The sequence below is a fragment of the Nostoc sp. JL33 genome (assembly GCF_017114985.1).
Taxonomy (GTDB): Bacteria; Cyanobacteriota; Cyanobacteriia; order Cyanobacteriales; family Nostocaceae; genus Nostoc.
In genome coordinates, this window is sequence record NZ_JABXKP010000100.1 from 24761 (window position 1) to 39034 (window position 14274).

The window sequence follows — 14274 nt, forward strand, 5'->3', positions numbered from 1 at the left end:
AGGCATTAGGGAATCTGGGGCCAGCTGCGGCTAACTATGTCCCTGACATCGCCCAAATTCTCAAAGATGAAAAGGTGTACTACTCTGTTCGTGCCAGTGCGGCAGAGGCATTAGGGAATCTGGGGCCAGCTGCGGCTAACTATGTCCCTGACATCGCCCAAATCCTCAAAGATCAAAAGGTGGACAAGTATGTTCGTGGCAGAGCGGCAGAGGCATTAGGGAATCTGGGGCCAGCTGCGGCTAACTATGTCCCTGACATCCTCCAAATCCTCAAAGATCAAAAGGTGGACTACTCTGTTCATGCCAGTGCGGCAAAGGCATTAGGGAATCTGGGGCCAGCTGCGGCTAACTATGTCCCTGACATCGCCCAAATCCTCAAAGATCAAAAGGTGGACAAGTCTGTTCGTGTCAGTGCGGCAGAGGCATTAGGGAAAATCAGACAACTGAAGTTAGAAGAGGTTGTCGTAATTTTGAATTATGCCTACGAACCAAATCAACAATTCTTTGGTTCTTACTCTGAGAATAATAACTTTGAATTTTGGCGATTTTGGACTTATTTCTTAGGTGGCAGTAGCGAGGAAGTCAAAACCCTACTGACATGGCTAGGCAGACCTCAAGCAATTCCTGATAAACTGACACACGATGAAGGTGTAAAAACACTAGAACTCTTCCTTAAAGCCTGGGAACCCAGCCGAGATTTAGCACGATTACACGAAGACTTAGCCAAGGAAATCGCTGTAGTCGCCAGAAAAGTTTCTTGGCATCCAGGAGATATTCTCATTTTAGAAAAGCACTACAACAACCTCAAAGGACTCAACGAAGCTGATTCACTGCAATCAGTCATAATTAACCTCAAGGGTTGGCAGTGGTTTTTTAACGCCAGAACTACTATTTTGATTCACGCTGCCTTTTGGCTTCTCCTCATCTTTGCCTACCCCAAATTTCCCCAAGTCCAAGCCATCTTCTTCTGGAACCCTTGGGTACGCCGTATTCTCGGCGTGGGCTATGTCGGCTTTCTCCTCACCTGGTTTCCCCCCTTCCGCCGCAAATTATTTGAACCCTTCAAACCTTCCCTATTAGCCGATGCTGGGTTAGATAATTTTCATGACCAATCATACTTCCCAGAATCTCAAGTCAAAGTTCCCGCTTCAGGAGACATCCTGCCAATTACCCCAGCCTTACCCAGCATTCAAGGACAAATTATCTTAGAAGGCGATTCTGGCTTAGGAAAGTCGATGTTTCTCCGCCATCTGTTGAAAAACTCCCAGCGCATAGTCGTTTATCTCCCCGCCCAGAAATGTCATAAAGGCGTAATTGAAGCCATCCAAGACAAGCTACACGGCCAAGCCCAAGATGCAGGCTTTCTGAAAAACCTGATTTACAGTGGCGCGATAGATATCTGCATCGACGGACTCAACGAAGTCACCGCCGACACCCGCGCAAAAATCTGCCAGTTTGTCGAAAGCTATTTCCGGGGCAACATTATAATGACTACCCAGCCCCTAGAGTGGACACCCCCCTCAACAGCCAAAACATACTACTTGCAGCCCCTTGAGCAACAACAAATTCAAGAGTTTTTGATCTCCCGTCAGCCGCGACTACCCCAAGATGCCAAAATTCAAGGTGCTGATTACGAAAAAGCCTGCACGAATTATTTAACAGAAGTCCTCAAACAGCAACAAGCCCAAGAAGAGTTAGATGCTGTCCGCCGAATTCTTTCCAACCCAATGGATCTAACTGTGGTAGCGCTGATGTTATCACAAGGTAAACAGCCAAACTTGTTTCGCCTGCAAGAACAGCAATACAACCTGATGGCGGCAGAATACCAGCAAGAATGGAATCAAGAATTTCCGCTCAAAAGATTTTCCGCCGCCGTCTACCAAATGCGACTCGAAGACAAACAAGCCTTACCCGCCGATGAATTTCACCAAGTTGTCAAGTCTTTGGAAGACGAGAAATACAAGATGGTAGTCAGCCGTCAGTGGCAAGATGAAAAAAGCGAAGCCAAGAAAGAATGGTACTTCCGCCATGATAAAATCATGGATTTCTTCTTAGTGCAAAACTTTCTGGGCGAAACTGATGCCGCCGAAGGACTATTAGTTGATAGAATGGGCGATCCGCGATTTCGTGGTGTTTATTTCTTGCTAGCAACCTTACTTGAGATAGATGCAGCCAAAGAACTGCGGGAAAAATTGATTCAATACGCGGCTGACACGAGAGACAATACGGTGAGTAATACTTTTGTGCAGTTGTTGCGGACTAGATAAGTGGGGCATTGGGCATGGGGCATGGGGCATTGGGTATTGATTATTTCTCCCTCATCTCCCCGACTCCCCACCCCCCTCCCTTAACACTTGAATGTGCGTAGGCGTAGCCCGTCGTAGACATCGCTTTCATCGCTATGATCGGATAAACTTTCAAGGCTAGCTGGAATGTTGAATAACTGGGAGCTGATCTGAGAAATGCCTAACACGCTATACGATCAAGATTTGCAATTATGGATTGAGCAAACCATTCAACAGTTACAAAATCATGATTTTGAGGCGTTGGATATTGAGCATTTGATTGAAGAGCTAGTTGATTTGGGTAAAGCTGAGAAAAATGCGCTCAAAAGCAATCTGACAATTTTGTTGGCGCATTTACTCAAGTTACAAGTTCAGCATCATGTACCGGATAGCATGAAAGGCAGCTGGTATAGCTCAATACTTGAACATCGTCAGCGAGTTTTGAATAATTTGGCAGATACTCCTTCTCTAAAAAGTTTTCTGGTAGAAGCGGTGGAAAAAGCCTACCCAGATGCTCGAAAGCTAGGGATTAAGGAAGGTAAGCTGGCTAAGTTTGGGGTTCGGATACCCCAGGAAAGTGAATATCCCACGGTTTGCCCTTTTTCGATTGAGCAGATTCTAGATGAAGATTTTTACCGGCTGTAGAGGATCGCTCTCATATTGGTTTACATCTAGATAGATAGACAGGTGAACCGAAAAGTTCTACAATCTGACTGATTGCGGTAATTTTACCTATTGCCCAATCCATATAAGCATAGTAAAGATTTTCTAGTGATTCCGTTTGATTGCGGAAGCACTAAATTAATATAGGAAAGTCTTTAAGTAAGGGACAGCAAACTAATGGATGTAAAGCTGATTCTAGCTGGATTAACAGTTATCTTTACGCTTTCGTGCTTATTTTTTGGCACGAAAAATGGATTCTATGATTCAGATAACTATCACGGCAATGGCTCCGCACATTGAGATAAGTCTGTAGACACTTGGGCGACTTCCCGTAGGGTGAGTTGGCTAAGATAGCTCAGAACTTACAAAGGGAAAATAAACAAGAAGCATCCTTTAGCTCCTAGTTTGATGACTTTCTTGTTAGCCCACCTTTCCGAACCAGTGCAGGTTCGGTGGAGGCGTCCTCCCCAATCAAAAATCCGTATTCTCAGGGTGTAGGGGCGCACAATAAAACTTACCCCTAAGTCACAAAACCAAAATTTGTGTAACTTTTGGCTTTTGGGATATGTCCATGATGATGAGGTTTGAGGGGAGGAAGCATGAGGGATAATCTGTCGGCATCTTCTCGCGTAGATGCTGCCGAAGCAGGTAGTGAATTAGAATGTTTGCCCTATAGTGTCCAGCATGACAATGAGGGCGTGTGTTTATTGGTGAAGATGGGGCCACATCGCATCCTGTTGGACTGTGGTTTGGAGGATATTTCATCGCTGGCTAAAGGGCTTAATGAGTCGGTACGTGGAGCTAGTTCGCCCCTACCAGCAGATTTAGTTTTGATTAGTCACGCCCACCCAGATCACGCCAGAGGGTTACTGGCACTGCATAAAGCTTTTCCCAAGTTACCTATTTATGGTAGTGAGGTGACTAGCAAGTTGCTGCCGCTCAATTGGCTAGAGCAAGAAAGAGAGGGAATTTCCCAATTTTGTCATGCTTTGCCGTTGCGATCGCCTGTGGAATTTCAAGAGGGTCTGGTAGCAGAATTATTTCCCGCCGGGCATCTACCAGGGGCAGTGGCAATTCTACTTACCTACACCACCAAGCAGCGTATTTACAAGCTACTGTATACAGGCGACTTTTTCCTGTCAAACTCACGGTTGGTAGAAGGTTTGCGTTTAGAGGAATTGCGAGGCTTAGACTTGGATGTGCTGATCATTGAAGGCAGTTATGGCACATCGCGTCATCCTCATCGCCGTACCCAAGAAAATCAACTAGCAGAGCGAATTAATCGGGCGATCGCTGACCATTGTTCTGTCATCCTTCCCACCCCAGCTTTAGGATTGGGTCAAGAACTGCTAATGCTCTTACGGTCACATCACCACTTCACCGGACGAGATTTAGATATCTGGGTAGATGGTGCTGTGGCGACTGGATGTGATGCATATCTAGAACTGCTACCCCACCTCCCCCCATCCGTGCAGAACTTTGCCCGCCATCAACCCTTGTTTTGGGATGAACGGGTGCGTCCCCGCGTGCGTCGTTTACAATCAGAACACCGTCCCACAGTAGGCAAGTCACCTTGTATAGTCCTTACCGACTCTAAAGATGATTTGGGTAAGCACTGCCAACTAGACTCAGGCCCTTGGCTGATCCTCCTACCAGAAAAAATTGATATAAAAGTTAACAAAGAATATTTAGCGCCTACCACTGTCGAAACCTATCTTTTAGCTCAACATAGTGATGGGCCTGGTACTACGCAGCTAATTCATAATTTGCGACCCCAGCACGTCATTTTCGTCCACGGTTCTCCTGCCTACTTGGCAGACCTGACTAGCTTAGAGGAGTTGCAAAACCGCTACCATGTACATTCCCCGGCGGCTGACACCTTAGTAGAACTGCCCATCGGCGATACATTTTTACAACCAGCAGCACCAGAAACTAACTACGAAGGTGAACTAACAGAGTTGGCAACAGTAATCACCATCACCCTACCCAATGTGATTACTGCCGATCCGCGTTGGCGGCAATTTGCCGATACTGGTTTAATCGAAGCTCGTTGGCAAGGGGAAGAACTAGTATTAAGGGGATTGTCTCAACGAGAACTGCTCAACCAAAATAGCGATCGCTATACATGGACAGATGTAGACTGTTGCGGTACCTGCCGACATCAAAGGGGGCAGCGGTGTTGGAATCCAGCTTCCCCGTTATATAACTTTAAGGTAACTCTAGAAGGTTACTGTCCTGCCTTTGAAGGTTTATCTAGTCCTGAGTCTTGAGTGCTGAGTTAGGATTTATTACTCAGCACTCGGCGAGAAGTCAAAGATAAGGCTTGCTTACATCTGACAGTCGGTGACTCAGCACTGATTATTCTGGATTCGAGTCAGTGTAACGGTTGTGGATGCGTTCAGCTTCGGGACAATCTTCTGTCATCAGAGGTTCCACATTCCCGCGTGGTACTGAAGCCAATTTTTGCGTTACAGCACCAATGCTCTCGAGGCGAACCATTTCTTCCCAAGAACAAACTTCGTCCTCTTCTTCTGTTTCATAGCGTAGGGTCACTAAATCTCCCTCTATGTCGATGATGCGGGCGCGTTCGATCCAGCGTTGCTGGTCCCGCAAGAAAACACATACCTCGCGCCCATCGCAACAGAGTTGATAAATCTTGCGGTGTAGCATGTACTGTTTCTGCCTTTTTAAACAACGTAGTTAAACCTGTCAAAATCTGGGTTCTACCCCATTAGATTACACCTTTAAGAGGTTAATTTCACCGTTGAGAACAAGTACGCTTCATGACCCAATCCCAAGACTTGCTTGTAGTTGTCAAAATATCGGGAAATGTTGGGTCATTAATCAATGGTTGCTCTAGCAATGAACTCAATCCCCCCCCGGATGGTTCTAGGGAATGTCTGCTTTATAGAAGTCAAACAATTCGGTACCTGTCCTAAGCAGGTTTATATTTGTTGGTGAGTCATTCTTACCATTATGTAATAAAGAATACTCCAAAATAATCGTTGATTGCGGTTGTTTAACTTGCCTACTTTTAATCATTGGCATTACTGGGAAGTCCGGGGACTTGGCTTTACTTTTACCCACTTGTATCTGATCTTAACTCATTCTCTTGCTGACCTTGACGGTTTTCAACAACAACATTCAAAGAGTTTTGAGTTTTTAAGGTTTTTGGCTGCTCATGTCATGCTTGACTAAGATAAAAGGCAACGGAGTCAGGACAAGAGGCTCCAGAGGCAAAGGAGATGGCGGATAGAGGGGAAAGACGATGAGAAAATTCCCCTCTATCCGCCATCTTCTGTGGCAATATCAGCAAGATTTATATGGTAGGGGAAATTCCATAAGCACGTTCGACGAGGACGCTTCTCGTTTAATTTGACCTGCGCGAACTGCATTGTATAGGGTTGCCAGGGCTGACAAATCCTGTTCCTTCCAGCATTTAGTGGCCAGCACTTGCTGGAGTAAACCCTCAGATTCAACACTAAGATATCCAGTTTGGAAGGCAGATTCAACGAGTGTGCGAATCATCTTGATTAGGGCAGAGTGAACAATTTGTTACGTCAAGTGTGGAACATTTTTCTCTGCTACTAATTGATATGGAACATAAGTATTGTGTGATTATAGTTACATTTAATTGGTGATTTGTATCACAATAGCATCACAATAATCAGTCATACAATCAAAGGATTTTAGATTTGAGATTTGAGATTACCCCAGCAATCAAGCAAAAAACTGGCGGAAATCTTCATCTTTTTGACTTAATTGCACCCAGTCTAGATTTAAGGACTGGAATTTTTGCACCAAGCGATCGCAAGCCGGACGTTCGGTAGCATAATGTCCAGCATCGATTAAAATGAGATTGCAATCGCGGCTTTCTTGAAACTGATGAAATTTACAATCAGAAGTCAGATAAGCTTGAGCGCCAGTTTTGGCGACGTCTGAAATGTAACTAGCCCCCGAACCGCCCAAAACGGCAACTCGTGAAATTGTTTGCTGCAAATCAGCAGTTGGGGAAAAAATCAAATTAGGGGAAGCAAGTCGGGTTTGAATCGCTGTGAGTAACTCCTGTAATGTCAAAAATGGCTCTAGCAAACCAACACGCCCATATCCTAATCCGGCTTGTGTAGGTACTATGGGAGTAACTTCTTTGAGTTCTAAAATCTGAGCCAAAACGTCAGCCGTACCATCCTGCACTTGGTCGAAATTCGTGTGAGCAGTGTAAATACCAATATTGTGGGTAAAGGCTAACCGTACCATTTCCGCGATCGCTTCACCAGTGCGTAAGGACTTGAGAGGATTAAAAATTAAGGGATGATGGGCAAATATCAGATTAGCATTTAGAGCGATCGCTTCTTCGATTACTGCTAAAGTCGGTGTCAAACACACCAAAACCCGTGCTTTTTCCTGCAAAACTCCTGGTTCAATCTGCCAGCCACAATTATCCCAGCTTTCACACCAAGCGGGATTTGCCCATGCTTCAAACCAAGTAATTAAATCAGCAATTTTCATAATTATTTTCTTCAGCAATTTTTAATTTTTAATTGCTAATCAGTGTCTCTGTGGTTGAATATCTAATTTTAATGCTAATTGCTGGCGCATTTCTTGGAAAGGTTTGTTCCATACAGGGCTAGCATTCCAGTCCCACACTGCCACCGGGATAAGTTGTTCTTCAGCAAGATAAGTTAGCAGACGATATTCATCTTCTGGTTCACGAGAAAAAGTGAAGGGATTGCGGTAGCCAGTATCACACAGTTTATAAGATATGACCTGACCGTGACTAATACGTTGTAAAAGTTCTTTACCTTTGACGAGTAAATAATCTAAAAAAACCAGACTAAAAGGCTCTATATGTGCGCGTTTTTGTGGCTCTTTTTGTACCCATCTTGCCCAGTCAAATCCATACATAAAATCGTGAACGTAACGAAAGCGCATTTCCGTTTTATTTCCGAACATCTCTATCAGAGAAACCATCTTTTTAGCAAAAACTTTTAAATAAGGAACAGCGCCCTCATCTGCTACTAAAGCCTGCCTAAGCATACTACTTACCAGAAAATCAAAATCCCAGAAGATGTTTTCTGGAAAATTTTGTAACTGAGTATATACTATGGATTGGAGAGTTTCCTGAAGGGTTGTGAGGAGTTTAATATCGGTGTTTTGTTCAATAATCAAATTTCCTAATTCTGCAAAACTGGTAATTAATGTCTTGTGGGGATTAAGTGACAATAGGTTTATAGACTGCTGGGCAAATATTTCATCAATAAAATGGAAAGTATGAGTTGGTGTCAGTTCTTGCTTCATAGTAATTGAAATAGCCCAGGCAGCTTACACTAAACATTAGTGTATATCGGAACAACTAGATTATTAAATAACCACAAATAAACTTAACTTTTTCATTTACAAATTGACACGAATTCTCGAAATGTGTATTTGGTAAACTTGGCATAAATAATTTTTATGCTCAAGTTATCACAGCGAAATGTATTTAATGCTTATCACCGCGCAGTTTACAATATTATACCCAAATAATATGCAGTATAAACAGAGTATTTAAACTCTACAAAGCGGCACTTTAAATAAACTACAATTAAGAATTATCTATCCAGAAATGTGAACAACCAATTCTCTTAAATGACTGCGGTGGCGGTGTTCCCAAATATAAATTCCCTGCCAAGTTCCCAGTACCAAATGGCCACGATTAATCGGAATATGTTCAGAAGTGTGGGTGAGTGCGGTACGAATGTGTGCCGGCATATCATCGGGGCCTTCTGCATCGTGGATGTATTTGCCTGATTCTGGCACGAGTTTTGCCATAAAATTAGCTAGATCCACAAGAACATCAGGATCGGCATTTTCTTGGATGACTAAACTAGCTGAAGTGTGGCGCAAAAATAAAGTACAAAGGCCAGTTTCAACTCCCGATTCTGTAACTATGGCTTCAATTTTCGCGGTTATATTGTAAAAAGATTTGCCAGTGGTGGAAATTTTTAGTAACTTTTGGTAGTGACTCATTTAAAACAGTAATTATTGATGACAGTAAAAGCTAATTAGCAGTTCAATCTGCTTGATTTGGTTGTTGTTCTGCCGTTGGTTGATCACTAGACTGAGTATGTCTTCTCCTAAAGAAGCTTAACACGGCATTTACAAAATCTTTTAGGATACCGGGGATGATAGGTGTGTTAGGCAGATTGTGAGACAAAGCTGTAATGTTATCTAGGTTCGGTTTTAGCAGTTCCAAACTCTCTTTAGAATATGTTGTATCGTCTTGGTTGGTATTCATAGTTTTTGTAGTTCAGGAATGAAATAAACTGTTACTTGATGTAACAAGGCAACCACAGTAATTCCAGCCGTAACACCAGTAGCATATTTCAAGGCTAGGGAAATATCATCTACTTGCTTCTGGTTTTTATTATAAGTCTCTCTCAAGTTAGCTAACATGTGTGACTGGTATTCTTGAGGTGAAAACTTTAAATATTTATTCTGGAAATCGCCAGTTTCTAGGTTGGGACTGACAAAAAATTTGCGTGGCAATAAAGCCCGTACTAGTAGCATAAAGTTGAAAAGCAGTAACAATATTTCTGTTACACTGAAAATACTAAATCTCGTAATCAGTCTAGATATTGTTAGAAAACTTAATAGTGCGGTGTTTGTGACAAATAGGATGTTCATCTGAGTGATTAAAATTTGCCGTTCTTCCTTTTGTCTTTCAATCACTCGACGCACATCTTGGGCGGCTAATTCCAACGTTTCTTTGTCTATTGTTGGATTTTCCATTATAAATTCACGTTGTTTTGAATAACTTTAATTTGACTGGAAATAGTTAATAACGGCATGAGCGATCGCTTCATTACCATCTTTAGCAATTGGTTGAGATTGTTTTGGTGGTTGGGGTAACTCATGTAGAAAATCCCAAGTCCCCTGGAAAAACTCAGATGAGGTGATAATTTGATGCTGGTTATAATTAGTTATGCCTTCTATTATAAAAGTTGCTTCGGCAAAGTCATCACGCGGCATGGTAACGATAGGTACTCCTAGCAGTGTGGCTTCAGAAAAAGTGCTGTAACCGGGTTTAGAAACGACTCGCCCACAAATAGGCATAAAATCCACAGGGCGATATTTACGGTCATTAATTTTCACTAAATTAGGTAAATCAGGGGCAGATTGATCAAAGACAATAAATTGCCAATCTGGAAATTGGCGTAGGTTATGATATGGTATTTGCTGCAAACCCAAACCGCCAAAGGTCAACAAAATAGTTTTTTCAACAGGTGCAGTTATTCTCCAAAGAGAGCGTAAATCATCAGCAGAGTGACGGGGGGAACCGCCTGTTAAGCCAACATCTGTGATATTGTTAAAAGCTGGCATTGGTTCGTGGAAAGGGAGACGAAATAGGCGATCGCACTTTGAGTACCAATCACTAATCCAATCAGCAATTGTGGTAAATTCACCTCCCCAATCCCGGTAGATAAAGTCCCAGCCAAAGTTACTCATCATCCAGCAGGGAATGTTTGCAGCTTTGGCAAACCCAGGAGCGAGGAAGGGAATATCTGCCAAGATGAGATTAACGCGATTTTGGCGGATAAAATTCACTTCTGAGGCAATCAGCGAATTTTGATGCTTCTTAATATGCAGCAACTTTTCTAAAGTCGCTACTTTATCCATTGTCAAACTATCGGTTTGCACTACACCCAAATCAAATGCACGGGGACGATAGATAAAATCGCCTTCTATATAGCACTCTAACAACCAGCGTGGGGCAGTGGTAACAAGAATTAGCAGAATTTCTGGACATAATTTTTGAATTGTCGCAGCTACAGAAGCCGTGCGGGCAGCATGACCAAAGCCGTGGTTAGTTATGGCTATGTATAAAATTGGGCGTTCCATTTTTAATTTAGGAGTAAAGAGAGACGCGATTAATCGCGTCTGTACAGGAGTATTGAGTAGAGATGCGATTAATCGCGTCTGTACAGGAGTTAAGTTGACTGACAAAAGTCCTTAAAGTCTTGTTCTTTCGCTTTCATCCCGCTTGGGAATCAATTCCCAAGCTAATAGCTTAAGTCTACTAAGGGACTTCCAAATAAAAAAATATTCAATTATTTATTGTGGGGTGGGCGTCTCGCCCGCCATATAAACTGGGCGCGGGCGAGACGCCCACCCCACAAGATTGAATAATTTATTTCTTGGAGTTCCCTAAAGTAGACTCAAAAGTATATTCAGTCCACTTTAGTGGACTTGAGCTATTAGCCCGCAATTTATTGCAGGGCGGGTTAAGGTGCAACGCATTCATATTAGGACTTACGCAACAAAATATCTATAACTCCCACTTTTTAACTAAGTTTTGCAAAAGCTTTGAATCCTCTCAACTAATAAGTCGATTTCCGATTCTAAAGTAAAGTAATGAACGGTGACGCGTATACAGCTAGGATCGGCAATTGTCCGAGTTAATATCCTTTGTGACTCTAAAAATTGCACCAACTGCAAATGAGGTTGCGGCTGATTATTTATTAGTTGAAAAGAAACTATACCGCTTTCAGGTGGGGAAGTTCGTAGACATTTAATATCGGGTAACGCCGTCAATTCTCGCCAGAGGTAGTCACTGTTATGGCAAATTTGCTCGTAACGTTCCTGTGACGTTCCCCATTGCTGATGGATTGCGATCGCCTCCCGTAACCCAACATACAAAGGATAAGCTAATGTAGACACTTCGTATCGTCGCCCATCTGGAAGCCAATCCACAGGCTGAGATTGACTATCCACAACAATGCCACTTAAGCCAATAAATGTAGGTTTCAGGCTTTCTCGTGCTTCTGGTCGAACATACAAACCACCAGCACCCGCAGGCCCACATAACCATTTATGACCAGTGAAAGCATAAAAATCTACTCCCAATTCAGTCAAGTTTAAAGGCAACAAACCAGCAGATTGGGCAGCATCTATCAATAGTAAAGAATGATTATTTCTGCATACTTCGGCAATTTTATCAAGAGGTAAAACTTGACCAGTATTCCAGAAAACATGACTCAATATCACAAGACGGGTATTTGGGCGCAAGTGCTGGGCAATAACTTTTACGGGATCGCCCTCATTTAAAGTCGCTTTTAGGGGACAGGTGGTAACTTCCACAGCGAATCTCCGCGCGATTTCCTGCGCTGTGGCAATCACGCCTGGGTGTTCGCAATCTGAGAGCAGCATATGGTCGCCAGCACGCCACTCAATGCCCCACATGGCGATATTACAGCCAATAGTGACATTCTGAGTCAGAGTAATTGTTTCAACTGCTGCATGTAACTCGGAAGCGATCGCAACTCTAGCAGCTTGAGTCTGAGGTGCTATCCAGCGATACGCCTCAGTGCCAAAGGGGCCTATTTGCTGAACATGAGCTTGAGTTTGAGCGATCGCATCCATTGCCCTTTGGGGCATCGGCCCTTGTCCCCCATAATTGAAATAAGTCTTATTCGCTAAAGCGGGAAATTGCTCTCGATGGCTATGCAACCTGGTTTGTGCGACAGAAGTACTGGTCATACCAATTTTAGATTTTGGATTTTGAATTTCGGATTAGTCTTAGTTTCTCATCTCCCTCATTCTCCCATTCCATTATTAATTGTCTGAGTTACTGCCAGAGTGTGCTAATTCTTGTTAACTTAAAGAAATGCTAATTAATGCTGAACTCCTACTGCAATACCAACGCTGTAAACGCCGGCCTTTTCTAGATATCCACGGTGACAAAAGTCAGCGCGATGCTCCCAATGAGTTCCTTGGGAAACTGCAACAGGACAAAATCGCCCATCAAATGAGTGCTTTGGCACAGATGACTTATCACCAACCAGATTATTCATACGGAAACTGGGAAAGCGGAGAGAAGGCAACTTTAGAATTGATGCAGCGTGGGGTTGAATACATATATAAAGGAGTACTGTCAGCACCTTATTCTGAAGAATACACCCTGCTAAGTCGTCCAGATTTACTCGTGAAACGGCCAGGAAAATCCCGCTTTGGAGATTGGATATACGTTCCGGCTAGTATTGAACTGGGTAAGCGCCCTAAGCAAGAATATCAAGTTGTTGCCGCATTTCACACCCAAGTTTTGGCAACAGTACAGGACTTTACACCAGAAACAGCTTGGCTGATATTGCGTAGCAAAGATAGAAATTATCCTGTGGATTTGTTCAAATGGACACCACGGATGCAGCAGATTCTAGAGGAGTTTATTCAAGTTTTAGAGTTACCGAATCCGCCAGAGGTATTCATTGCCCGTCAAAAGTGCAATCTTTGCCATTGGTATAGTCAATGTTATGCGATCGCTCAATCTGAAAAACATCTCTCCCTGTTACCAGGCGTAACACCGATTCGCTACACTCAACTGCAAGCTTTAGCCATCACCACACTGGAATCTCTCGCTAACACCAGTCCCAGCGCCCTAGAAAACCTGGTTGGTTTTGACACTGAAGTAGCGCCCAAGCTAGTAGTGCAAGCTCAATCTACACTGGAAAAACGACCCCTAATCTTACCCTACCCGCTACCAATAAAAGATATCACATTCACAGCACCCATAGAGCTTTACTTTGATATTGAAGCACAGCCCGACTTAGATTTAGATTATCTTTTGGGGGTTTTGGTCGTTGATAGACTTGCCAACACAGAACAATTTTATTCGTTTTTAGCAGACAAACCAGAAGACGAAGAATTAGTTTGGCAGCAATTTTTGGATTTGGTTTGGCAATATCCCGAAGCGCCAATTTATCATTTTTGTGTCTACGAGTTTGATACAGTCAAGCGGTTGGCAAAACTTTACGGCACTCCCTACTCTTCAGTGCGTCCTGTATTAAGTCGATTTGTGGATGTGTATGAACAATTAACCCAAAGTGTAGCATTGCCCGTAGAAAGTTATGCCTTGAAAGCGATCGCTCGTTGGTTAGGATTTGAGTGGCGGGAAAAAGAAGCTAGTGGTGCCAAGTGTATTTATTGGTATGATCAGTGGCTAGAAACAGGCGATCGCACCTTACTAGAAATTATCCAAAGCTACAACGAAGATGATTGCCGCGCTACCCGCAGAGTCAAAGATTGGCTTGTCAACTTTTTTCAGGATGAATATGATTTGCGACTTGCTTAAGGAATTTCGTATTTTCTAAAGGTTTTCAATTGGTTGGAATACATATTATGCCAATTAAAAATAGAACTTACGCACAAGAGATCCCCCAACCCCCTTAAAAAGTTGGCTCTTTGAGTTTCCCCCCAATTTATCGGGGGGTTAGGGGGGAGTGCGCTTCGCGCACGCTACGCGAACGAGGTTTCAGGTTTTTAGTGCGTAAGTCCTGCAAAATTAAGAAAA

At 43.2% G+C, this 14274-nt stretch carries 13 protein-coding genes; 4 read left to right on the plus strand and 9 right to left on the minus strand.

The annotated features are described in order from the left end of the window. The 3 genes from HWQ23_RS30065 to HWQ23_RS30075 form a co-directional block, all read left to right on the plus strand. A partial coding sequence (locus HWQ23_RS30065) for a HEAT repeat domain-containing protein (protein WP_292837005.1) occupies positions 1–2267 on the plus strand: 2267 nt, incomplete at its 5' end. A gap of 195 nt (positions 2268–2462) precedes the next feature. Continuing rightward, positions 2463–2930, plus strand: coding sequence for a DUF29 domain-containing protein (locus tag HWQ23_RS30070; RefSeq protein ID WP_292837007.1), 468 nt, complete (start codon positions 2463–2465; stop codon positions 2928–2930). Positions 2931–3547: 617 nt separating this feature from the next. Continuing rightward, the gene (locus tag HWQ23_RS30075; protein WP_292837009.1) at positions 3548–5218 is read left to right on the plus strand and encodes an MBL fold metallo-hydrolase; all 1671 of its coding nucleotides are present in this window, start codon (positions 3548–3550) and stop codon (positions 5216–5218) included. 88 nt (positions 5219–5306) lie between these two features. Here HWQ23_RS30075 and HWQ23_RS30080 read toward each other — a convergent pair whose 3' ends face one another. The 9 genes from HWQ23_RS30080 to HWQ23_RS30120 form a co-directional block, all read right to left on the minus strand. Beyond that, positions 5307–5618, minus strand: a complete 312-nt coding sequence (locus HWQ23_RS30080) for a DUF6679 family protein (RefSeq protein WP_012408115.1) — start codon at positions 5616–5618, stop codon at positions 5307–5309. A 639-nt stretch (positions 5619–6257) separates the two neighbouring features. Further along, complete coding sequence (locus HWQ23_RS30085; protein ID WP_292837011.1) at positions 6258–6476, minus strand: hypothetical protein; 219 nt, start codon at positions 6474–6476, stop codon at positions 6258–6260. 192 nt (positions 6477–6668) lie between these two features. Beyond that, positions 6669–7457: a Nif3-like dinuclear metal center hexameric protein gene (locus HWQ23_RS30090; protein ID WP_292837013.1), complete on the minus strand. Its 789-nt coding sequence runs from the start codon at positions 7455–7457 to the stop codon at positions 6669–6671. Positions 7458–7496: 39 nt separating this feature from the next. Then, positions 7497–8246 (minus strand): hypothetical protein, encoded by a 750-nt coding sequence (locus HWQ23_RS30095; protein ID WP_292837015.1) that lies wholly within the window; start codon positions 8244–8246, stop codon positions 7497–7499. A gap of 297 nt (positions 8247–8543) precedes the next feature. Continuing rightward, positions 8544–8957 (minus strand): secondary thiamine-phosphate synthase enzyme YjbQ, encoded by a 414-nt coding sequence (locus HWQ23_RS30100; protein WP_292837017.1) that lies wholly within the window; start codon positions 8955–8957, stop codon positions 8544–8546. A 43-nt stretch (positions 8958–9000) separates the two neighbouring features. Then, the gene (locus tag HWQ23_RS30105) at positions 9001–9225 is read right to left on the minus strand and encodes a hypothetical protein (protein WP_292837019.1); all 225 of its coding nucleotides are present in this window, start codon (positions 9223–9225) and stop codon (positions 9001–9003) included. Then, positions 9222–9719, minus strand: coding sequence for a hypothetical protein (locus HWQ23_RS30110; RefSeq protein ID WP_292837020.1), 498 nt, complete (start codon positions 9717–9719; stop codon positions 9222–9224). The genes HWQ23_RS30105 and HWQ23_RS30110 overlap by 4 nt, the downstream gene beginning before the upstream one ends. 27 nt (positions 9720–9746) lie before the next feature. Further along, positions 9747–10829 carry a glycosyltransferase family protein gene (locus HWQ23_RS30115; protein WP_292837388.1) on the minus strand — a complete coding sequence of 361 codons (1083 nt, stop codon included), beginning with the start codon at positions 10827–10829 and terminating at the stop codon, positions 9747–9749. Positions 10830–11276: 447 nt separating this feature from the next. Continuing rightward, the gene (locus HWQ23_RS30120) at positions 11277–12467 is read right to left on the minus strand and encodes an aminotransferase class V-fold PLP-dependent enzyme (protein WP_292837021.1); all 1191 of its coding nucleotides are present in this window, start codon (positions 12465–12467) and stop codon (positions 11277–11279) included. A 127-nt stretch (positions 12468–12594) separates the two neighbouring features. On the opposite strand from HWQ23_RS30120, the gene HWQ23_RS30125 reads away from it, so the two are divergent. Next, a complete protein-coding gene (locus HWQ23_RS30125) occupies positions 12595–14055 on the plus strand; it encodes a TM0106 family RecB-like putative nuclease (protein ID WP_292837022.1) in 1461 nt (486 codons plus the stop codon). Positions 14056–14274: the final 219 nt, after the last annotated feature.